The organism is Glycomyces sp. NPDC049804, from assembly GCF_040674615.1.
GTDB classification, from domain to species: Bacteria; Actinomycetota; Actinomycetes; order Mycobacteriales; family Micromonosporaceae; genus Glycomyces; species Glycomyces niveus.
Map to the genome: position 1 here is coordinate 175,937 of NZ_JBFAMQ010000003.1, position 21,656 is coordinate 197,592.

The window sequence follows — 21,656 nt, forward strand, 5'->3', positions numbered from 1 at the left end:
GGTCCATGCACGTATACACCGCTCCTGTCGTCGTCCCGGTCGCGGACGAGCCGATTCGCGAGGGCGCGGTCGGGGTCGACGACGGGCGGATCGCCTACGTCGGCCCCGCCGCCGACGCCCCCGAGGCCGAGTCGACCACCGCCTTCGACGGCGTGCTCACCCCCGGACTCGTCAACGCCCACACCCACTTGTGCTACTCCGCGTTCGCCGACATGTACGGCAACGAGAAGGAGTTCTTCGAGTGGATCCAGGACTTCGCGCGCCGCAACCCCGAGACCGCCGACGACGCCTGGAAGGCCTCCGTGCAGCTCGGCATCGACGAGTCGATCGCGTACGGCGTCACGGCCGTGGCCGACATCGTCACGCCCGCAGCCGGATTCGCGCCGCTCTTCGCCTCCGACCTGGCCGGGGTCGCCTACTGGGAGGCCTGCTTCATCGACGGGGGCGCGTGGGAGGCCCGCCGGGCCGCCTGGCGCGAGGTCGTCACCGACAGCCGGGCGGTCAACAACTCCGACATCGCGGTCGGCATCAGCCCGCACACGCTGTACACGATCGGCACCGAGGTCGGCAAGAGCCTCGCCGAGCTCGCGCGGACCCTCGACATCCGCCTGCACCCGCACCTGGCCGAGACCATGCACGAGGACATGTTCGTGCGCCGCGGCTCCGGCCCGTTCGCGTTCATGAACCGCCGCGCCGGGCTTGACCTCGAACTCGCCGACGGCGGCGCGGGGCACTCCCCGGCCGCGCAGATGGAGAAGGTCGGCTGGCTCGGCCCCGACTCCCATGTGGCGCACGGCGTCCACCTCGACAAGGCCGACCGCGAACTGCTGCGCACCCTCGGCACCGCCGTGGCCCTGTGCGCCCGCTCGAACGCGCGCCTCGAGGCGGGCGAACCGCCGGTCGCGGCCTACCGCGCCGAGGGCAACACGGTCGCCGTCGGCACCGACTCGCGCGCCTCCAGCCCCGACCTGGACGTCGCCGCCGAATGGCCGCTGCTGCGCAAGCTCGCGCTGGCCCAGGGCGACGGCGGCGAAGGCCTCGACGAGTGGCTGGTGCGCGCCGCCACCGAGGGCGGGGCGAAGGCCCTCGGCCGGGACGACATCGGTGCCATCAAGGTGGGCAACCGCGCCGACCTGGCGGTCTTCGACGTCGACACCGAGGGCGACCCGTACGCGGCGCTCGTCAACGGCGCGGCGGGGAAGTGCACTGCGACCGTGCTCAAGGGCGGTCTCATTCAGCGGTAGACGTTGAATAACGCTTCGATCTCGGCGCTTGTCGATCGGCCGCGGGTCCGCGATGCTGAATAGGGCCTCCCTGAACGGAGGCTGAACGACTTCCATCACCGGAGAGGTCCGCCTCTCTGTGTATCCCCTGGAGAAGGCGGGGCGCGCATGCGCGCCCCGCCGTTTTTCCTTTCGGCCTGGCCGTTGCCGGACACGGTGCGGCAAAACGGCGGAACCTGCGGTTTTCCGGCGAAGGCATACGAGTGCGTCGCTCCTTGTGACAACCGGCACGCCGTTGCTATCGGAAGGGTTACACGGGATAACGGTTCGGTTTCATAGATCGACATCACAGCTTGGATGCGTCAATGTGGTCGTGTAGCGCAGACCGCACTCGGGAGCTCTCTCAGTGTCATCCCAGCCGGGATCGAGGCCGGTCCGCTACTTCGAACCGAAGACGGCAAAGGAGGCGCCGATGCACCGCTCGATCGAGTACACCGCCGCGTCTTCCGGTGCGCCCCAGGCGCTCCCGCCCGTCATCCGGGTTCCTTCACCAGCTTCCCTTCCGGGCGAGCGTGCGGCCGTACCCTGCTCCCTCATGGCCGCTCGCGCCGCGTTACCCCGCGCGCGCCCGATATAACCCCTTGATCCGCCGGGGCCCACACCGACAGGGCTCCGGCGGATTTTCTGTTTCCCGTGTGCAAGGCTGTGCGAGTGATCGAGGCGAACGAAGCGAATACCCCGCGTAAAGAACCCGGCCGCATCGCGGCGATGTTCGACCGGGTCGCGCCGGGCTACGACCGCACCAACACCGTGATGGTCGCCGGGCAGGACAAGCGGTGGCGCAAGGCCGTCCGCGAGGCCCTGAGCCTCCAGCCGGGCGAGCGCTGCCTCGACCTCGGCGCGGGCACCGGCGTCTCCACCGCCGAGCTCGCCAAGTCCGGCGCCGACGTCATCGGCGTCGACTTCTCCCTGGAGATGCTGAAGCACCACCAGGACCGGCAGGTGCCGCTCGTGAACGCCGACGCGCTGCGCCTGCCGTTCGCCGACGACGCCTTCAACGCCGTCACCGGGTCCTTCTTCATCCGCAACGTGGTCGACCTCGACGCCTGCCTCACCGAGATCCGCCGCGTCCTCGCCCCCGGCGGGCGCATGGTCCTGTGCGAGGTCTCCCAGCCGGTCTGGAAGCCCTACCGCAAGGCCCACGGCGTCTTCGTCAAGCACGTCCTGCCGAAGGTGGCCTCCCGTGTCGCCTCCGACCCCGAGGCCTACAAGTACCTCTCCGAGTCGACGATGGCCTGGCCCGACCAGGCCGCGTTCGCCGACCGCATCGTCAAGGCCGGCTTCCGGAAGGTCGCCTGGCGCAACCTCGCCGGCGGCGCGGTCGCCATGCACCGCGGGTTCAAATAGGCGGCGCGGTGGGCAGGCCGACAGAAGGTGTGTTCGGATATACCTATCCGTGTCTTCTTCTACGCCCAAGAGGGGATGATTCGGATGGCCAAGACCGCCGTTGACATCCATACCGAGCAGATGGAGCAGGCTCAGGCGATCCTGGGCACTTCGACGATCAAGGAGACCATCGACCCCGCGGTGCGACGAGTCATCGCCGAAGAGGCCCGGGAGCGGTTCATCGAGCTGGCGTCGGGCGGGTCTTTCGCCGAACTCGCCGATCCCGAGGCGCGGCGGAAGATTCGGTCGTGACGCAGTGCCTGGGTGACACCAGCGCGCTGTCGCGCTGGGGCCTCGAACCGGTGAAGGCCAGACTCGACCCGCTGCTGCGCCGCGGGTTGATCTCCATCTGCGACGCCACCGAGTACGAAGTGCTGTTCACTGCGCGCGATCGCGCCGAACGGAACCGCCTCAAGGCGGTCATGATTCCGGCATTTCCATGGGCTCCCATGGGCGACAACGTGTTCGCCGAGGTGCTGGAGCTTCAGCAGCAACTCACCGAGAGCGGGAAACACCGCTGCGCCTCCATGGTCGACGCCATGCCGGCGGTGGTCGCCGCCAGGGAGGGCCTGACGATCCTGCATTACGACCAGGACTTCGCGACCATTGCCGAGGTCACCGGTCAACCTGTCGAATGGGTCGTCGAGCCGGGGGCGGTCTGACATAGGTGCGCCGCCCGGCCGCTTGGTGGGTGCGGCGCGGACGGCGCGTGCGGGCGGGGGATTATGACGATCACCTGCCCGCGGCTTGCGGGCCCGCCCCGTGGTCGGGCCCAACGGTCTCAGTCGAGTTGGAACGAGCGCTTCGAGAGCCCGAACCAGTACCCGTCGATGACGGTGGTCGCCGCCTGCTCCTGCTCGCTCGCGGCCCCGTAGGTCACGAACAGCGGCACGTAGTGGTCCACGGTGGGATGCGCGTACGGCATCCCCGGCGCCTGCGAGCGGTACCGCGCCAGCTCCTCGATGTCGCCGCGCGCCAGCGCCTCCGAAGCCCACACGTCGAAGTCGGCGGACCAGCCGGGGACGTTCTCGGGGTGCCGGAAGTCCACGAACGGCAGCCCGTGCGTCATGAAGCCGGAGCCGACGACGAGGTAGCCCTCTTCGCGAAGCGGCCGCAGGCGCGCGCCGAGCGCCATGAGGCGGTCGGGGTCGTGCGTGGGGATCGACATCTGGAGCACCGGCACGTCCGCGTCGGGGTACATGACCTTGAGCGGGACCCAGGCGCCGTGGTCGAGTCCACGGCTCGTGTGCTGGTGCAGCGGCTCGGTGTCGGGCATGGCGGCGGCGACGCGCTCGGCCATGGCGGTCGCGTCCGGCGTCTCGTACCGCATCTGGAAGTACCGCTCGGGGAAGCCGCCGAAGTCGTAGACGAGCGGGGTCGCGGCCGCGGGGCTGGAGATCATGAGCGGCGCGGCCTCCCAGTGGGCCGAGACGATGAGGATGCCCTTGGGTTTCGGCAGGCCCTGCGCCCAGTCGAAGAGCTGACCCATCCACGCGGCCTCGTCGAACAGCGGCGGGGCGCCGTGGCTCAGGTACAGCGCGGGGAGCGCGCCGTCCTCGGGCGTCCAGTCGCGGCGTCCGGCGGCGGCGGGCGCGGTGTTCTCGAGGAAGGCGTCGAACGCGGCGCCGGGTCGGCCGGGCATTGGTCACTCCGATTCATTGAACGTTCAATAAACCTAGCTCGGATTCCTTGATGTATCAAGTAGTCCAGTTAAGCTTGTTGCATGAGTGATGAAGCGCCCTGGCTCGACGAAGCGGAGATGGCGACCTGGCTGGCGCTCATCGGCGTGGTCATGCGGCTCCCCGGAGCCCTGGAAGTGCAGCTGCGCCGCGACGCCGACCTCAACCACTTCGAGTACTGCGTCCTCGTCGGCCTCGAGCACGCCGAAGGCGGCACGATGCGCATGAGCGACCTCGCGTTCCTGTGCAACGGGTCCCTCTCCCGCCTCTCCCACGTCGCCCGCCGCCTCGAGAACGAAGGCCTCATCGAGCGGTTCGCCTGCCCCGACGACGGCCGCTCGACCCTCGCCCGCCTCACCGGAGCGGGCCGCGAACGCCTCGCCCAGGCCGCGCCCGGGCACGTGCGGCTCGTGCGCGAACTCGTCTTCGACGAGCTCGACGGCGACGAGATGCGCCAGATGGGCGAGCTCGCCAAGCGCGTCCTCGCCCGCATCCAGTCCTGAGGCGCCGCGACCCGCGCGATTTGACCCTGGTCCGGGTGGTTTCGGATCGATATAGTGACGGAAAGTTTCGTTCCTATTCCCCCGAGGACTCGAACCATGCCCCTTGCGTCCCATCACGCTCCGTCCTACCCGAAAACCGCGCATGGCCGGCGCTGACGTCTTCGCCATGGACCCCGACGAGGTCCGCAGATCCGTCGACGTCCTCTTCGAGATCGAAGCCGAGGCCGACACCCAGGCCGCCGCCATGGCCGCCGCCAACGCCGAAGCCGCCGGCCCCCTCACAACGGCCGCCACCGCCCTCGGCCCCGCCCTCGAAGCCGCCGGCGAATGGTGGCGGGTCCACCGCGCCGGAGGCTTCAGCGGACTCCTCGGCAACACCGGCGAGTACCTCGCCGCCTGCGCCGAGCAGGCCGTCGAGATCGACGACTACAACGCCGGCACCTTCGCGTCCCTCGCCGGCGAGCTCTACCCCGAGCGCCCCAACGCGAACGCCTCCTCCCGGCCGGACTGGTGACGCCCGTGAGCGACTTGACCTGGGAGCACCTCCGCGACCTCGACTGCGGCGCCGTCCGCACCCTCGGCGAGTCCTGGAAGACCTACGTCGACCAGCAGCTCGCCCACACCGAGCGCCTCCGCACCGACGTGATCGACGGCCACTTGAGCGTCGAGAACTACGAGTCCGACACCGCCGCGCAGGTGCGCGACCAGATCGGCATGACCGCCGACCGGTACGAGGACGACCTCTCCGACTACGCCAGCACCCGCATCGCCACCACCCTGCTCGAGGCCGCCGACGCGTTCGAGAAGGAGCAGAACGAACTCAAGGAGCTCATTCCGCTCATCGAACAGCACGACTTCGACATCGAAGGGCCCCACAGCGAATACGACGTCAACCTCTCCGGCGACCTCCACCAGGCCATCCTCACCCTGAACCCGCCCCAGTGGCTGTGCGACATGTGCGGGGTCAAGAAGCCCGACGGCTTCTGGGACTGGGACACCCTCAGGGTCCTCTTCGGCGCCGTCGACCTCTACGGCACCGCCATCGGCCTCGCCGGCCAGTACCAGGACTGGCTGCGGTCGGTCATGTCCCGCGCGCACGACGCCGACGACGAGGCCGCCGCCGCGCTCTCGGAGATGCGCGAGAACCCCACCGAGCTCCCGCCGCACCTCGGCGCGACCTACGACGACCTCGTCGACGACTACAGGGAAGGCGTCACCGAGGAAGTCGCCAATGAGGCCGAGGCGATCGCCGAAGGCACTTCCGGCATGTCGCCCGAACAGGTCAACCAGTGGTGGGACGGCCTGAGCGAATCCGAGCGCCACGCCCTCATCGACGAGCACCCCGAATGGGTCGGCCCGGTGGACGGCATCCCAGTTGAACCACGCGACACCGCCAACCGGACCCTCCTGGCCAACGACATCGAAAGCCTCGGCGCCCAGATCGACGCGAAGGAACAAGCGCTGCAAGGCATGGACCCCGATTCCCACGAGTACGAGCGAGCCAGAGCCGATCTCGACGACCTGCAACAGGACCGCGAAGACCTGTCCCGACTCCACGACAAGATCACCGACGACGACGGCAGCCCCGCAGCCTCCTCCCAGACCGGCCAGGACTATTTCCTCCTCGGCTTCGACACCGAAGGCAGCGGCAAGGCCATCGTCGCCATCGGCAACCCCGACACGGCCGACAACGTCAACACGTACGTGCCCGGGACGGGCGGCAGCCTCACCGGCGCCGGCGGAGGCCTTCTGAACCGCGCCGACACCATGGCCTTCGACGCCCAACGCCTGGGCGGCGGCGAGGAGACCGCCACGGTCATGTGGATGGGCTACGACGCCCCCGACACCCTCATCCAGGCCACTGACAGCAAGTACGCCGAAGCTGGCGCCGCCGACCTCGAGTCATTCACACAAGGCATCCGCGCCACCGCCGAAGGAGCGCCCTCGAACTTCTCGCTCACGGGACACTCATACGGCTCCACCATGGTGGGCACGGCCGCCGCGAAGGAAGGCGTCGAAGCCGACAACCTCATCCTGATCGGCTCACCGGGCACCAGCGTCGACACCGCCTCCGCACTCGGCGTCGACGACGTGTGGGCCTCCACGAACGACGAGGACGCCATCCAATACGGCCCCGTCCACGGCAGTGCGCCCGTGAACGACGGGTTCGGCGCCAACACCTTCACCAGCGACTCGCCGAGAGCATCGAGCGACTGGTGGAAGTTCTGGGAAGGTCCCATGGCAAACCACAACTCATACTGGGACCGGGACGACCCGAGCACCCCCGCCAACGAAGGCAACGACATCAGCCGCGACAACCAGGCCTACATCGTGACCGGCCAGGACAGCCGCGTCCGATGACCCGCCCGCGAATCCTGATCGTCGGGCTCGCCGCCCTCATCACCACTGTCACCGCTTGCAGCGCAATGGAGAAGGACATGGACACTCCGCCGGAGAGCCAGTACACGCAAGCCGAGGTGTACGCCCCGGCCGAGGCGGCGGTCGCCGACCTTGTAGAGGTCCTGCCCGACTTCCCCGGCTTCGCGAATCGCTCCTGGGGCGAACTCCCGTGCAGCCACAACGGCATCGACGACCCGAACCACACCATGGTCGAGGTCCGCTACCAGTTCTCCGCAGAAGACTCGGCCACGCCACTCGTCAACGAGCAGTACGTGAACGTCCTCCGAGAGCACTGGACCTCCCTCGGCTACGAGATCGCCCGCGACGACGCCACCGAAGGCGACGGCGGGACCTATCGCGACATCAAGGCCACCACTGACGACGGAGTCACCATCTGGTTCTCCGCCGCTCATCTCGCGACCCTCATGGTGAGCTTCGGCGGCTGCGTCCCGGTCAGCGACAAGGGCGAGATCGAGTACATTCCACCCGCGGGGGGCATCACCCCCGGCAGCGACGGCGACCGGGTCGGCGACTACTTCCCGGAGGGCATTCCAGCCTCTCACGAAGCGTTGGCCCCCTTCGATTCCCCGGAGCACTTCGACGACCAACTCTGATCAGTGCCGGGGGCGGCTCCTCCTCTCTCCTGCTCTCGGTGTCTCCCGATCCGACCTATCGGCCTGACCGGTCTCGCCATGGCGAGACGACGGACGGACCGAGAAAGCTCGCGCCGTCTTGATCCAACCGACCGGACGCACTCCCGCCCTTGTCGTGCGGTTGCCCGTCCCTGAGGCCCTGGCCTCCTGAGCGCATTGGAGCACCCGGGCTTGGCGGTGCCTCCCTTGCGCACCAAGAAGATGCGAGTGCGCGGGGTGTTGGTTTGCCGTGCATGGCGGTGCTGGGTTGACCGGGTCCTTGTTGCCCGGCCGTCATCACTGATCATGCTGGCGGTCGTGCTCAATTCGTGTGTCTCGTTCCGGACACTGCCGCCGTTCGGGGTGATCCCGACCGTCGATCTCCCACCCAGCACGCCCCCGTAGGGCCGTGGTCAGCTGTGGAACCCGATAGCACGAGAGGACTGAAACCTATGCCCCGTAGAGCAGCGGTCTCGGCGTCCGTACGGTTTGGGTTTCGGCCATAGGCTTGTCGTAGTCTGCTTGCACCTACTCGCCACCTGTACGTTTTCCGCATCCCTGTGCGTACATCAATCATCCCTCGCGCAGAACCACCCGTCATCACCCACACGACGAGAAGACATTCACGTTCCGCCCGGTCCACGTGTGCCCCAAAGGAACCGGGAAAGTCCGAGCCGTGTCGCCCGCCGCCCAATCCACACCCGCATCCCGCCAACGAACCCCACCCCCAACCCACCCCTCCGTCGCCGCCCGCTTGAACCCCGCCCGAAACCGGCCTCGCCGCACATGGAAAAGCGCCCACCCGATCGAGATCGGGCAGGCGCTCAGCGACTAACTGACTCGCCGGCGACTAAGCGGCGATAGCCGCGCGGCCGGCCTTGAGGGCGGCGGAGGTCTCGACGACGCGCTCGGCCTGGGCGGCCGCGGCGGCGAGGGTGGTGTCGTCGATGTCGGAGCCGTTCCAGTGGGAGACGCCGTAAGGCGAGGCGTTGGCGAACAGCGTCTCGTTGGCGTAGCCGGGGGCCACCACGATGCCGCCGAAGTGGTGGAACGAGTTGTAGAGCGCGAGCAGCGTGGACTCGTTGCCGCCGTGCTTGCCGGAGGCGGCGGCGAAGCCGGAGTACACCTTGCCGGCCAGCTTGCCCTGGAACCAGAGGCCGCCGAGGGTGTCGAGGAACTGCTTGAGCTGCGACGCGACGTTGCCGAAGCGGGTGGGGGAGCCCACGAAGACCGCGTCGGCCCAGTCGACGTCGTCCGGGGTGGCGACGGGGATCTCGGCGATCGCGTCGTGGTTGGCGGCCCAGGCCGGGTTGGAGTCGATCGCCTCGCGCGGGGCGAGCTCGGCGACGCGGCGCAGACGCACCTCGGCGCCCTGCTTCTCGGCGGCGGTGGCGATCTGGCGGGCCAGGGCGGTGACGTTGCCGGTGGCCGAGTAGAAGATGACGGCGACCTTGACGGGCTCGACTGCGGACATGTTCCTACCTCTTCCAAGGGAGAGCGAGCTTGAAGTAGTTCAGATTTGAATTACCTATCGACCATACGGCCCGCCGAGGGAAGTTTCAAATTTGAACGATGTGTCGATGGCCACGTTGCCTCGCGTGCCCGAATGCCCTATGGGGCGGCGAATCGGTGGGAGGCACTTGTTACGAGAGTGTTTCCGGTGATTTCGTGTTGCAAGGGTGTGCGACTGTCGGCTTTATCACTCCGCGAGCGCGCGTCACCTCAGGCGCTCCCATCGCTTCCGCAACTCTGGTTCAAGTACGCCTGTATGCCTCGTGACCTCGAATAATGACAACTTAGGCGGACCTAAGTGACAGGGCGTAGATAGCGGAGTTCTAGACTTGCGGCAAACGCTTGTGAAGAGCTTCACAAGCCGGATGGTCGTTAAAAGGATCACCGCCCCGTTCGCCTGAGAGGACGCCCGTGACCACTCACGCAACCCCGGAGGCCGACGTCATCGTCGTCGGCGCGGGACCTGGTGGTTCGGCCGCGGCCTACCACCTGGCCTCCCGGGGCCTCGACGTTCTGCTGCTCGAGAAGACCCGCTTCCCCCGCGAGAAGGTCTGCGGCGACGGCCTCACCCCCCGCGCCGTCGCGCAACTGCTCAAGATGGGCGTCGACACCTCCGAGGCCGCCGGATGGATCCGCAACCGCGGCCTCCGCGTCGTGGCCGACGACATCGCCATCGAACTCGACTGGCCGACGCTCCAGGACTTCCCGGACTACGGACTCACCCGCACCCGTCTGGACTTCGACCAGATCCTCGCCGACCGGGCCGTCGCCGCCGGAGCCGAACTGCGCTGCGGCGTCAAGGTCACCGCGCCGGTCTTCGACCTCGCCGGGCGCGTCTGCGGGGTCACCGCCGTCGCCGACGGCGAGCACGTCACCTACCGCGCCCCGCTCGTGATCGCCGCCGACGGCGTCTCCGGGCGGCTCGCGCTCGCGCTGGGCCTCAAGCGGGACGAGAAGCGCCCCATGGGCGTCGCGGTCCGCCAGTACTACAGGTCGGCGGCCAAGCACGACGACGAGTACCTGGAGTCGTGGCTCTCGCTGCGCACCGCCGCCGAACCCGAGGTGCTGCAACCCGGCTACGGCTGGATCTTCGGGCTCGGCGACGGCCGCGTCAACGCCGGGCTCGGCGTGCTCAACTCCTCCGAGGGGTACGGCAAGACCGACTACCGCGCGCTGCTTCGCGACTGGCTCGCCAACACGCCCGAGGAGTGGGGCCTGGCCGACGAGGCGAACGCCGACGGCCCCGTGCGCGGCGCCGCCCTCCCCATGGGCTTCAACCGGACCCCGCACTACAGCCGCGGCCTCATGCTCGTCGGCGACTCCGGCGGCATGGTCAACCCCTTCAACGGCGAGGGCATCGCCTACGCCGTCGAAGCCGGCGAGGTCGCCGCCTCCGTCGTCGCCGAAGCGCTCCGCGCGCGGTCGGTGCCGCGCCGCGAAGCCGCGCTGCGCGCCTACGCCGACCGGATGGACGACCTCTGGGGCTCGTACTACCGCATGGGCGGGATCTTCTCGCACCTCATCGGCAAGCCCACCGTCATGAGGCTGTGCACCGAGCACGGCCTGAAGCGTCCCGCGCTCATGCGCGTCGTGTTGAAACTGCTGGCGAACCTCACCGACCGACCCGGGCGGGACACCGCCGACCGGATCGTCAACGGGATGCGGATCGTCACGCCCGGCTTGGGCAGAGCTCATGTTCGGTTCGCAAGCTTCACCGAAAGGAGGGTTTAGGAACGTGGAAGTCTATGTGCCCGTCGTGATCATGTTCGCGATCGGCGCCGGGTTCGGCATCGTCTCGGTGGTCGCCTCGCGCATCACCGGCCCGCACCGCAGGAACCGCGCCAAGTACGACCCTTACGAATGCGGCATCGAACCGGCCCCCACGACCTCGGGGCCGACCAAGTTCCCGGTGAAGTTCTACCTCACCGCCATGCTGTTCATCGTCTTCGACATCGAGATCATCTTCCTCGTGCCGTGGGCGGTCCACCACGACGTCCTCGGGATCTTCGGGTTCTGGGCCGTCTTCATGTTCATCGCCGCGCTGTTCGTCGCCTACGCCTACGAATGGCGCCGCGGCGGACTGGACTGGGACTAGGTGCCGCCATGGGTGTAGAAGAGAAACTGCCGCAGGGCATCATCCTCACTTCCGTGGAGGCCCTGGTCAACTGGACCCGCCGCGCGTCGATGTGGCCCGCCACGTTCGGGCTCGCCTGCTGCGCCATCGAGATGATGGCCACCGGCGCGGCCCGCTACGACACCGGCCGCTTCGGCATGGAGGTCTTCCGGGCCTCCCCGCGCCAGGCCGACCTCATGATCGTCGCCGGACGCGTGAGCCAGAAGATGGCCCCCGTCCTGCGCCAGATCTACGACCAGATGCCCGAACCGAAGTGGGTCCTCTCGATGGGCGTGTGCGCCACCTCCGGCGGCATGTTCAACAACTACGCGATCGTGCAGGGCGTCGACCACGTCGTGCCCGTCGACATGTACCTCCCCGGCTGCCCCCCGCGCCCGGAGATGCTGCTCGACGCGATCCTCAAGCTCCACGAGAAGGTCCAGCACGAGCCCCTCGGCGAGAAGCGCCGCCAGGCCCTCGCCGACCTCCCCGAGCCCGTGGTCAAGCCCGGCGCGATGCCCTCCTCGTACCGCTTCGACAAGCAGCGCAAGAAGGAGTGGGCCGAGGCCGTGAAGACCGGGACGGAAGAGCAGCTGCGCATCCGGAAGGCGGTGGCGAAGCGATGACCTCCGACCCGACCGGGACCGGCGCGGCCGGACCCGACGACGTGCAGCCGGTCGGCATGCAGCGCAAGGGGTTGTTCGGCGTCACCGACACCGGCGACACCTCCGGCTTCGGCGGCCTCGTGCAGGCCCAGCCGACCGCCGGCGACATCGTCTCGACGCCCGAACCGCTCGGCGGCTACTTCGACGAGGTGGTCGCCGCCCTGCGCGAATCGCTCGGCGACGACGTCACCCGCGCGGTGATCGTCGATCGCGGCGAGCTCACCATCCACATCGCGCCCGACCGGGTCGCCGACGTCTGCAAGGCCATGCGCGACGACGAGAGCCTGCGCTTCGAGCTCTGCAACTCGGTGTCCGGCGTGGACTACCCCGACCAGCGCAACCGGCTCCACGTCGTCTACCACCTGACCTCGATGACCTACCGGCGCCGCGTCCGGCTGGAAACGGCCGTGGGCCTCGACAACCCCACGGTCCAGTCGGCGACCGCCGTCTACCCGACCGCCGACTGGCAGGAGCGGGAGGCGTACGACATGTTCGGCGTCGTCTTCGAGGGCCACCCGCACCTCACCCGCATCCTCATGCCCGACGACTGGGAGGGCTTCCCGCAGCGGAAGGACTACCCGCTCGGGGGCATCGCCGTCGAATACAAGGGCGCGCACATCCCGCCGCCCGACGAACGGAGGGCCTACAAGTGACCGCCACCGACTCCGCTGGATTCACGGCTTCGCAAGCGGGCGCCGAGACCGGCACCGACGCCTACGCCGCCGAGCGCGACACGACCGAAGGCCGCGTCTACACCGTCACCGGAGGGGACTGGGACGAGCTCGTCGCCTCGGTCGACCCGGTCAGCGAGGAACGGCTCATCGTCAACCTCGGCCCGCAGCACCCGTCCACGCACGGCGTGCTCCGCCTGGTCTGCGAGCTCGAAGGCGAGACCGTCCGCTCGGTCCGCCCCATCGTCGGCTACCTCCACACCGGCATCGAGAAGAACCTCGAGTACCGCAACTGGACGCAGGGCACGACCTTCGTGACCCGCGCCGACTACCTCGCGCCGATCTTCAACGAGACCGCCTACTGCCTCGCCGTCGAGAAGCTCCTCGGCGTCGAGGTGCCCCGGCGCGCCGACGTGATCCGCGTGATCATGATGGAGCTCAACCGCATCAGCTCCCACCTGGTCGCCCTCGCGACCACGGGCATGGAGCTCGGCGCGCTCTCGATGATGATCTACGGCTTCCGCGACCGCGAGAAGATCCTCGACATCTTCGAGGCCGTCTGCGGCCTGCGCATGAACATGGCGTACGTGCGCCCCGGCGGCGTCGCGCAGGACCTCCCGCGCGACGGCGTCAAGATGATCCGCGAGTTCGTCGACTACATGCCGCAGGGCCTCGACGACTACGAAGGCCTTCTCACCGGCAACGCCATCTGGCAGGAGCGCACCCAGGGCGTCGGCTACCTCGACGTCTCCGGCTGCCTCGCCCTCGGCGTCACCGGCCCCGTGCTCCGCTCCGCCGGCCTCCCCTGGGACCTGCGCAAGACCATGCCGTACTGCGGCTACGAGGAGTACGACTTCGAGGTCCCGGTGCACAACGGCGCCGACGCCTGGGCGCGGTACGTCGTGCGGCTCGAGGAGATCCGCCAGAGCCTGCGCATCATCGACCAGGGCCTCGACAAGCTCGAGCCCGGCCCGGTCATGGTCGAGGACAAGAAGATCGCCTGGCCCGCCCAGCTCGCCCTCGGCGCCGACGGCATGGGCAACAGCCTCAACCACATCCGGCACATCATGAGCCAGTCGATGGAGGCGCTGATCCACCACTTCAAGCTCGTCACCGAGGGCTTCCGGGTCCCGGCCGGGCAGGTGTACACCGCCATCGAGGCCCCACGCGGCGAACTCGGCATCCACGCCGTCTCCGACGGCGGCACGAGGCCGTTCCGCGTCCACATGCGAGAGCCCTCCTTCATCAACCTGCAGTCGATCCCCGCGCTCGCCGAAGGCGGCCTGCTCGCGGACGTCATCGCGGGCGGGGCCTCGCTCGACCCGGTCATGGGAGGTTGCGACAGGTGAACTACCCGGAGAAGATCCGCGAGCAGGCCGAGGCCATCCTCGTCCGCTACCCCGAGGGCCGCGAGCGCTCGGCGCTCCTGCCGCTGCTCCACCTGGTGCAGTCGCACGATGGCTACATCTCGGACGACGGCATCGCGTTCTGCGCCGAGGTCCTGGATATCACCAAGGCCCAGGTGCAGGCGGTCTCGACCTTCTACACCATGTACAAGCGCGAGCCGGCCGGCGACTGGCTGGTCTCGGTGTGCACCAACACCCTCTGCCAGGCCAAGGGCGGGCAGCAGGTGTTCGACGCCCTGAGCGACGAGCTCGACGTCGGCCACGACGAGACCACCGCGGACGGCAAGATCACGCTCGAGCACGCCGAGTGCCTCGCCGCGTGCGACTACGCGCCGGTCGTCACCGTCAACTACGAGTTCTTCGACGACATGGACGAGGCGAAATCCCTCGACCTGGTGCGGGAGCTCAAGGAGGGCCGCCGCCCGGTGCCCAGCCGCGGCGCTCCACTGTGCACATTGCGCGAGATCTCGGTGCAGCTGGCCGGGTTCGACGAGGAGCGCACCGCCGGGCTCGAGGGCAACGCCCAGGGCGACGCCACGCTCGCCGGGGCGCGCCTCGCGGCCGAAGCGGGCATCACCGCGCCCTCGTTCGACCCCACCGCGCCGTTGCTGGCCAAGGAACCAGAGGAAGCGAAGTGAGCGTAACCGTGCCCGGTCCCAGGCGGCCCCGCGAGGACGCCCTCAACAAGCTCAAGCCCGTCGTCACCAAGCGCTGGCTGTCCCCGAACGCGTGGAAGCTCGAGGTCTACGAGCAGCTCGACGGCTACAAGGCGCTCCGCAAGGCCCTCAAGTACTCCGAGGGCGACCTCATCGCGTTCATGAAGGACTCGGGCCACCGCGGCCGCGGCGGCGCCGGGTTCCCCGTGGGCATGAAGTGGCAGTTCGTGCCCGACGACGGCCAGGAGCACTACCTGGTCGTCAACGCGGACGAGGGCGAGCCGGGCACCTGCAAGGACCTGCCGCTCATGATGAACGACCCGCACTCGCTCATCGAGGGCATCGTCATCGCCTCCTACGCGATCAAGGCGAGCCGCGCGTTCGTGTACGTGCGCGGCGAGGCGATCCACGCGGCGCGCCGCCTGCGCAACGCCGTGCGCGAAGCGAAGGAAGCCGGCTACCTCGGCAAGGACATCCTCGGCTCCGGGTTCGACCTCGAGGTCGTGATCCACTCGGGCGCCGGGGCGTACATCTGCGGCGAGGAGACCGCCCTCCTCGACTCCCTCGAAGGCAAGCGCGGCCAACCGCGCCTGCGCCCGCCGTTCCCGGCGACGCACGGCCTCTACAACAAGCCCACGTGCATCAACAACGTCGGCTCCATCGCGGCCGTCCCGCACATCGTGCTCGGCGGCGCGCAGTGGTGGAAGGACCTCGGCTCCGAGAACGCCGCGGGCACGATGATCTACTCGCTCTCGGGCCGCGTCAAGCGCCCCGGCCAGTACGAGTGCTCGATGGGCACGACGCTGCGCGAGCTCATCGAGCTCGCCGGCGGCATGTCCGAGGGGCACGAGCTGAAGTTCTTCACCCCCGGCGGCTCCTCCACCCCGATGCTCTCGGCCGACTCGATCGACGTGCCGCTCGACTTCGACAACGTCGCGAAGGCCGGCTCGATCCTCGGCACCACCGCGGTCATGATCTTCTCCGACCAGGACTGCCCGGTGGTCGCCTGCTGGCGGTGGCTGAAGTTCTACCAGCACGAATCCTGCGGCAAGTGCACGCCTTGCCGCGAGGGCAACTACTGGATGGTGCGCGTCTACGAGCGCATCCTCTCCGGCCGGGGCTCCCTCGGCGACCTCAAGCTCCTCGAGAGCGCGTGCAAGAACCTCCTCGGCCGCTCCTTCTGCGGTCTCGGCGACGGCGCGACCTCGTGCGTCACGTCCTCGCTGAAGTACTTCCGGCAGGACTACCTCGATTACATCGAGGGCCACAAGCCGGCACTCTTCGACGCGGAAAAGATCGGAGCGCACTGACATGACCGATCAAGTCACGTTCACCATCGACGGCGTCGAAGTCACGGTCCCCAAGGGCACCTTGATCATCCGGGCCGCCGAGCAGCTCGGCATCGAGATCCCCCGCTTCTGCGACCACCCGCTGCTCGAGCCCGCCGGGGCCTGCCGCCAGTGCCTCGTGGACGTCCCCGACATGGGCAACGGGCGCGGCATGCCCAAGCCCGCCGCCTCCTGCACGACCACCGCCATGGAGGGCATGGTCGTCAAGACCCAGCACACCAGCGAGGTCGCCAAGGAGGCCCAGGAGGGGATCATGGAGTTCCTCCTGATCAACCACCCCTTGGACTGCCCGGTCTGCGACAAGGGCGGCGAGTGCCCGCTCCAGAACCAGGCCATGAGCACCGGGCGCACCGAGACCCGCATGGAGCCGGGGGACAAGCGCCGCTACAAGAAGGCGCTGCCCATCTCCTCGCAGGTGCTGCTCGACCGCGAGCGCTGCGTCCTGTGCGCGCGCTGCACCCGCTTCTCCGACCAGGTCGCGGGCGACCCGTTCATCGAGCTGATGGAGCGCTCGGCGCTCGAGCAGGTCGGCGTGTACGAGGACGAGCCGTTCGAGTCCTACTTCTCGGGCAACACCGTCCAGATCTGCCCGGTCGGCGCGCTCACCGGCACGCAGTACCGGTTCCGCTCGCGCCCCTTCGACCTCGTGTCGACGCCCAGCGTGTGCGAGCATTGCTCGGCCGGGTGCGCGCAGCGCTCGGACCACCGCCGCGGCAAGGTCCTGCGCCGCCTCGCGGGCGAGGACCCGGCGGTGAACGAGGAGTGGAACTGCGACAAGGGCCGCTGGGGCTCCTCTTACATCGAAGCGGCCGACCGGGTCACGAAGCCGCTGGTCCGCGACGAGGACGGCTCGCTGCGCGAGGCGTCCTGGCCCGAGGCCCTGCGCCGCGCGGCCGCGGGGCTCAAGGGCGCGGGCAGCCGCGTCGGGGTCCTGCCGGGAGGCCGGCTCACCGTCGAGGACTCGTACGCGTACTCGAAGTTCGCGCGGGTCGCCCTCGGCACCAACGACATCGACTTCCGCTCCCGCCCGCACTCCTCGGAGGAGGCGGAGTTCCTGGCGCACGCCGTGGCCGGGGTCTTCCCGTCGAGCGGCGCGGTCACCTACGAGGACCTGGAGAAGGCCCCCGTGGTCGTCACCGTCGGCCTCGAGGTCGAGGAGGAGTGCCCGATCGCGTTCCTGCGCCTGCGCAAGGCCGTGCGCCAGCGCGGCCAGCGGGTGCACGTGGTCGCGCCGTTCGCGACGCGCGGCACGGCGAAGCTGAACGCGAACCTCATCGAGGCCCTGCCGGGCGAGGAGGCCGAACTCCTCGACGGTTGGCGGAGCGGCGGCTTCGTGCGCGACGCGCTGAGCGAGGACGGCGCGGTCATCCTGCTCGGCGAGCGTCTTTCCACTGTGGAGGGCGCGTTGTCGGCGGCGGTGCGACTGGCGAAGGCCACGGGCGCGCGGATGGCGTGGATCCCGCGGCGCGCGGGCGACCGCGGCGCGGTCGAGTCCGGCTGCCTCCCCGGGCTGCTGCCGGGCGGCGGCCTCGCCTCGTACGCGGCGGACCGCGACCAGCTGGCCGAGTACTGGGGCGTGGCGTCCCTGCCCGGCAACGAAGGCCGCGGCGCTTGGGAGATCCTGCAGGCCGCCGCGGAGGGCGAGATCGACGCGCTCCTGGTGGGCGGGGTGGACCCGTACGACTTCGCGGACGGGCCCGCGGTCGAAGCGGCGCTGTACGCGGCCCGGTTCGTGGTCTCCCTGGAGATCCGGCACTCGGCGGTGACGCGGGTGGCGGACGTGATCCTGCCGGTCGCGCCGGTGACGGGCAAGCCCGGGGCGTACTTCGACTGGGAGGGGCGGCTGCGGACGTTCGACACGGTGATCCCCTCGGATCTCATGTCGGACCACGCGGTGCTCGACACGCTCGCGGCGGCGATGGGGATCGAGCTGGGGCTCGCCGAGACCCGCACGGTGCGTGCGGAACTCGCGGGGCTGCCGGATCCGATCACGCGCCAGCCGGCGCCGGACTGGGCCGTGGAACGGGCCGCGCACCCGACTGCGCAAATCGACGGCTCGCAGGCGTCGCCGAAGTCGGACGGCAAGGCGATCCTCGCGACGTGGCGCCAGCTCCTCGACGGCGGTTCGATGCAGGAGAACAACCCGCACCTGGCGGGCTGCGCTCCGGACCCGGTGGTGCGGTTGAGCGCCGCGACGGCGAAGGCGATCGGCGCGAGCGAGGGCGGCGGCGTCACCGTGGCGACCTCGATCGGCGGGATCACCTTGCCGCTCAGGGTCACCGACATGCCCGAGGGCGTGGTCTGGCTGCCGCAGAACGCGCCGGGTCGCGGGATCTACCGCCACCTGGGCGCCGGTTCGGGCGATGTGGTCACGATCCGCGCCTACCCGAACGTCCCTCGCCCGGCCGCTCAGTCGGGTGAAGCCGTGGAGGCGGTCAAGTGATGAACGATCCGATCTGGCTCATGCTCGTCAAGGGCGTGCTCGTCTTCGTGGTGCTCGTGCTGCTGGTGCTCTTCACCATCTGGTACGAGCGGCGCGTGGTGGCGATCATGCAGGTGCGGCCGGGGCCGAACCGCAACGGGCCGTTCGGTCTGCTGCAGTCGCTCGCGGACGGCCTGAAGCTGGCGTTCAAAGAGGACGTGATGCCGCGGACGGCGGACAAGGTCGTGTTCATCGCGGCCCCCGTCATCGCGGTGACGTGCGCGTTCACGGCGTTCGCGGTGATCCCGTTCGGGCCCGAGGTGAACGTCTTCGGGATCGAGACGGAGCTGCAGCTCACCGATTTCGAGGTGAGCGTGCTGCTGATCCTGGCGTGCTCGGCGCTCGGCGTGTACGGCATCGTGCTGGCGGGCTGGTCCTCCGGTTCGACGTACTCGCTGCTGGGCGCGCTCCGCGCCGCGGCGCAGGTGATCTCGTACGAGATCGCGCTGGGCCTGGCGGTGCTGACGGTGTTCTTCCAGTCGCAGCTGATGTCGACCGGCGCGATCGTCGAGGCGCAGGCCGAGGGCCTGCCGCTCCAGTTCGGCGGCACGGAGGTCACGCTGCCGGGCTGGTACTTCATCATCCTCGCGCCGAGCTTCGTGATCTTCGTGATCTCGATGGTCGGCGAGACGAACCGCGCCCCGTTCGACCTTCCGGAAGCGGAGTCGGAGCTGGTGGCGGGGTTCGCGACCGAGTACTCGAGCCTGAAGTACGCGTCGTTCTTCCTGGCGGAGTACGTCAACATGGTCACGATGTCGGCCCTGTGCGTGACGCTCTTCCTGGGCGGCTGGGCCGCGCCGTTCCCGAACTCGTGGTGGCCGGGCGCGAACGAGGGGTTCATGCCGCTGGTGTGGTTCTTCGGGAAGGTCCTGGCGTTCCTGTTCTTCTACGTGTGGCTGCGCGGCACGCTGCCGCGCCTGCGCTACGACCAGTTCATGCGCCTGGGCTGGAAGGTCCTCGTGCCGGTGTCGCTGGTCTGGCTCATGGTCCTGGCGGCCATGAACATCGGGCTCGACACCGACAACGAGCTGCCGACGCGCATCGCGTTCGCCGGCGGCGCGGCGATCGTCGTGATGGCCCTGATCTTCTTCTGGCCCAGCCGGAAGCAGTACGAGGAGCCGGCCGAGCCCGACACGGGCCTGGGCGGGTTCCCCGTGCCGCCGCTCGACCTGGCCGTCCCGCCGAGCCCGCGCTCGCTCACGGAGCTCGAACCCGCAAGCACGGCCGTTCCCGTCAACGGCTCTGGTCCTACCGACAAGGGAGAGGAGGAGTAATGTCCGGTTTCGCTAAAGGCTTCGGCGTCACCTTCTCGCACATGTTCAAGCCGAAGGTCACGGTCGACTACCCGGAGGAGCCCTCGAAGCTCCAGCCGCGGTTCCACGGCCGGCACGTGCTCAACCGCCACCCCGACGGGCTGGAGAAGTGCATCGGCTGCGAGCTGTGCGCGTGGGCCTGCCCGGCCGACGCGATCTACGTGGAGGGCGCGGAGAACACCGAGGCCGAGCGGTTCTCGCCCGGCGAGCGGTACGCCAAGACCTACCAGATCAACTACGCGCGCTGCATCTTCTGCGGCCTGTGCATCGAGGCCTGCCCGACCCGCTCGCTCACCATGAGCAACGAGTACGAGCTGGCCCGGGACGACCGCCGCGACCTCATCTTCACCAAGGAGGAGCTGCTGGCCCCGCTCATCGAGGGCATGGAGCAGCCGCCGCACCCGATGCGCCTGGGCGACAGCGAGAAGGCGTACTACGCCTCCGGCCCGGCCAACCCGGGCGCGAGCGAGGGCGCGGAGTTCTCCCTGACGGAGATGCTGGCGCAGAACCGGAGGGGTGAGCAGTGATGATCGACGTCGCGCAGACCGTCGCCCAGAACGGCATCAGCGGCGAGTCGGTGTTCTTCTGGATCCTCGCGCCGATCGCGCTCGGCGGGGCCATGGGCCTGGTGCTGGCGCGCTCGGCGATCCACGCGGCGCTGATGCTCGCGGTCACCATGCTCTGCCTGGCGGTCTTCTACATCATGCAGGCCGCCCCGTTCCTCGGGTTCGTGCAGATCATGGTCTACACGGGCGCGATCATGATGCTGTTCCTGTTCGTGCTCATGCTGTTCGGGCGCGACTCGAAGGACTCGATGTTCGAGACGCTGCGCGGGCAGCGCCTCTTCGCGGTGCTGCTCGGCATCGGCATGGCGGCGCTCCTGGCCTCCGGCCTGGCGCGCGCGGTCTCGGGCATGACGATCGCGGCCGACCCGCGCTGGGCGACCGGCGCGCAGTCGAACGTCGAGGCGATCGCCGAGGCGCTGTTCTCGACCTACCTGTTCCCGTTCGAGGTCATGGCGGGCGCGCTCACCGTGGCCGCGGTCGGCGCGCTCATGTTCGCGCACGTCGCCAAGAAGGGCGGCCACCGCGGGCAGAAGGAGCACAGCCGCGAGCGGTTCGCGCCCGGCAGCTACCCGGGCCCGAGGCCCGGCCCGGGCGTGTTCGCGAACTCGGACTCGACCGCGACGCCCGCGCTGCGGCCCGACGGCTCGATCGAGCCCGCGTCGCTCTCCGAGTACGTGCCGCCGCGCCAGCTCACCGCCGCCGAGGCCGCGCCGAAGCACACGGAAGGACGGGACGCATGAGCCCCGAGTACTACCTGATCCTGGCCGCCGCGCTTTTCACGATCGGCGCGGTCGGCGTCCTGGTGCGGCGCAACTCGATCGTCGTGTTCATGTGCGTCGAGCTCATGCTCAACGCCGGGAACCTGACCCTGGTCACCTTCGCCCGCACCAGCGGGAACATCGACGGGCAGGTGATGGCGTTCTTCGTGATGGCCGTCGCCGCCGCCGAGGTCGTGGTCGGCCTGGCGATCATCATGGCGATCTACCGGTCCCGGCGCTCCGCCTCCGTTGACGACGCCAACCTGCTGAAGGCCTAGAGGG

The 21,656-nt window shown here is 69.1% G+C and carries 21 protein-coding genes and 1 pseudogene; 20 read left to right on the forward strand and 2 right to left on the reverse strand.

All coding sequences use genetic code 11. The features are described from left to right. The first annotated feature begins 5 nt into the window (after nt 1–5). The 4 genes from AB0K52_RS05520 to AB0K52_RS05535 all read left to right on the forward strand — a co-directional run bounded on the left by AB0K52_RS05520 (nt 6) and on the right by AB0K52_RS05535 (nt 3,331). A complete protein-coding gene (locus tag AB0K52_RS05520; protein WP_363526550.1) occupies nt 6–1,244 on the forward strand; it encodes an amidohydrolase family protein in 1,239 nt (412 codons plus the stop codon). Nucleotides 1,245–1,991: 747 nt separating this feature from the next. Further along, on the forward strand, nt 1,992–2,630 hold the full coding sequence (locus AB0K52_RS05525; protein ID WP_363527210.1) for a class I SAM-dependent methyltransferase: 639 nt from the start codon (nt 1,992–1,994) through the stop codon (nt 2,628–2,630). Between the two features lie 84 nt (nt 2,631–2,714). Then, complete coding sequence (locus AB0K52_RS05530; RefSeq protein ID WP_363526553.1) at nt 2,715–2,921, forward strand: hypothetical protein; 207 nt, start codon at nt 2,715–2,717, stop codon at nt 2,919–2,921. Continuing rightward, on the forward strand, nt 2,918–3,331 hold the full coding sequence (locus tag AB0K52_RS05535; RefSeq protein ID WP_363526556.1) for a PIN domain nuclease: 414 nt from the start codon (nt 2,918–2,920) through the stop codon (nt 3,329–3,331). Before AB0K52_RS05530 ends, AB0K52_RS05535 begins: the two co-directional genes overlap by 4 nt. A 119-nt stretch (nt 3,332–3,450) precedes the next feature. On the opposite strand, the gene AB0K52_RS05540 is transcribed toward AB0K52_RS05535, so the two are convergent. Continuing rightward, on the reverse strand, nt 3,451–4,311 hold the full coding sequence (locus tag AB0K52_RS05540) for a class III extradiol ring-cleavage dioxygenase (RefSeq protein ID WP_363526558.1): 861 nt from the start codon (nt 4,309–4,311) through the stop codon (nt 3,451–3,453). Nucleotides 4,312–4,392: 81 nt separating this feature from the next. Between AB0K52_RS05540 and AB0K52_RS05545 the strand changes: the two genes are divergently transcribed. The 4 genes from AB0K52_RS05545 (at nt 4,393) to AB0K52_RS05560 (ending at nt 7,865) form a co-directional block, all read left to right on the forward strand. After that, complete coding sequence (locus AB0K52_RS05545) at nt 4,393–4,851, forward strand: MarR family transcriptional regulator (RefSeq protein WP_363526561.1); 459 nt, start codon at nt 4,393–4,395, stop codon at nt 4,849–4,851. 142 nt (nt 4,852–4,993) lie between these two features. Further along, complete coding sequence (locus tag AB0K52_RS05550) at nt 4,994–5,365, forward strand: hypothetical protein (protein WP_363526564.1); 372 nt, start codon at nt 4,994–4,996, stop codon at nt 5,363–5,365. Nucleotides 5,366–5,370: 5 nt separating this feature from the next. Then, complete coding sequence (locus AB0K52_RS05555; protein ID WP_363526566.1) at nt 5,371–7,212, forward strand: alpha/beta hydrolase; 1,842 nt, start codon at nt 5,371–5,373, stop codon at nt 7,210–7,212. Then, on the forward strand, nt 7,209–7,865 hold the full coding sequence (locus AB0K52_RS05560; RefSeq protein WP_363526569.1) for a hypothetical protein: 657 nt from the start codon (nt 7,209–7,211) through the stop codon (nt 7,863–7,865). The genes AB0K52_RS05555 and AB0K52_RS05560 overlap by 4 nt, the downstream gene beginning before the upstream one ends. A gap of 868 nt (nt 7,866–8,733) precedes the next feature. Here the strand turns inward: AB0K52_RS05560 and wrbA are convergent. Further along, complete coding sequence (wrbA, locus tag AB0K52_RS05565) at nt 8,734–9,357, reverse strand: NAD(P)H:quinone oxidoreductase (protein ID WP_363526572.1); 624 nt, start codon at nt 9,355–9,357, stop codon at nt 8,734–8,736. 449 nt (nt 9,358–9,806) lie between these two features. Between wrbA and AB0K52_RS05570 the strand changes: the two genes are divergently transcribed. The 12 genes and pseudogenes from AB0K52_RS05570 to nuoK all read left to right on the forward strand — a co-directional run bounded on the left by AB0K52_RS05570 (nt 9,807) and on the right by nuoK (nt 21,652). Beyond that, the gene (locus AB0K52_RS05570) at nt 9,807–11,126 is read left to right on the forward strand and encodes a geranylgeranyl reductase family protein (RefSeq protein ID WP_363526575.1); all 1,320 of its coding nucleotides are present in this window, start codon (nt 9,807–9,809) and stop codon (nt 11,124–11,126) included. A 4-nt stretch (nt 11,127–11,130) separates the two neighbouring features. After that, nucleotides 11,131–11,490: an NADH-quinone oxidoreductase subunit A gene (locus AB0K52_RS05575; protein WP_208496850.1), complete on the forward strand. Its 360-nt coding sequence runs from the start codon at nt 11,131–11,133 to the stop codon at nt 11,488–11,490. 8 nt (nt 11,491–11,498) lie between these two features. After that, nucleotides 11,499–12,134 carry an NADH-quinone oxidoreductase subunit B gene (locus AB0K52_RS05580; RefSeq protein WP_208496849.1) on the forward strand — a complete coding sequence of 212 codons (636 nt, stop codon included), beginning with the start codon at nt 11,499–11,501 and terminating at the stop codon, nt 12,132–12,134. Nucleotides 12,135–12,190: 56 nt separating this feature from the next. Then, a complete protein-coding gene (locus tag AB0K52_RS05585) occupies nt 12,191–12,826 on the forward strand; it encodes an NADH-quinone oxidoreductase subunit C (protein ID WP_363527213.1) in 636 nt (211 codons plus the stop codon). Next, entirely contained in the window at nt 12,823–14,193 is a 1,371-nt protein-coding gene (locus tag AB0K52_RS05590) for an NADH-quinone oxidoreductase subunit D (RefSeq protein ID WP_363526579.1), read from the forward strand. Before AB0K52_RS05585 ends, AB0K52_RS05590 begins: the two co-directional genes overlap by 4 nt. Further along, nucleotides 14,190–14,867, forward strand: a pseudogene (nuoE, locus tag AB0K52_RS05595) (NADH-quinone oxidoreductase subunit NuoE); the annotation flags it as partial. The gene AB0K52_RS05590 and the pseudogene nuoE, both read left to right, overlap by 4 nt. Before the next feature lie 17 nt (nt 14,868–14,884). Further along, nucleotides 14,885–16,216 carry an NADH-quinone oxidoreductase subunit NuoF gene (nuoF, locus tag AB0K52_RS05600; RefSeq protein WP_363526582.1) on the forward strand — a complete coding sequence of 444 codons (1,332 nt, stop codon included), beginning with the start codon at nt 14,885–14,887 and terminating at the stop codon, nt 16,214–16,216. A gap of 1 nt (nt 16,217) precedes the next feature. Then, complete coding sequence (locus AB0K52_RS05605; protein WP_363526585.1) at nt 16,218–18,698, forward strand: NADH-quinone oxidoreductase subunit G; 2,481 nt, start codon at nt 16,218–16,220, stop codon at nt 18,696–18,698. Next, a complete protein-coding gene (nuoH, locus tag AB0K52_RS05610; protein ID WP_363526588.1) occupies nt 18,698–20,011 on the forward strand; it encodes an NADH-quinone oxidoreductase subunit NuoH in 1,314 nt (437 codons plus the stop codon). The genes AB0K52_RS05605 and nuoH overlap by 1 nt, the downstream gene beginning before the upstream one ends. Then, a complete protein-coding gene (gene nuoI / locus AB0K52_RS05615; RefSeq protein WP_363526591.1) occupies nt 20,011–20,577 on the forward strand; it encodes an NADH-quinone oxidoreductase subunit NuoI in 567 nt (188 codons plus the stop codon). Before nuoH ends, nuoI begins: the two co-directional genes overlap by 1 nt. Continuing rightward, entirely contained in the window at nt 20,577–21,356 is a 780-nt protein-coding gene (locus tag AB0K52_RS05620) for an NADH-quinone oxidoreductase subunit J (protein ID WP_363527216.1), read from the forward strand. Before nuoI ends, AB0K52_RS05620 begins: the two co-directional genes overlap by 1 nt. Then, entirely contained in the window at nt 21,353–21,652 is a 300-nt protein-coding gene (gene nuoK / locus AB0K52_RS05625; protein ID WP_208496840.1) for an NADH-quinone oxidoreductase subunit NuoK, read from the forward strand. Before AB0K52_RS05620 ends, nuoK begins: the two co-directional genes overlap by 4 nt. Nucleotides 21,653–21,656: the final 4 nt, after the last annotated feature.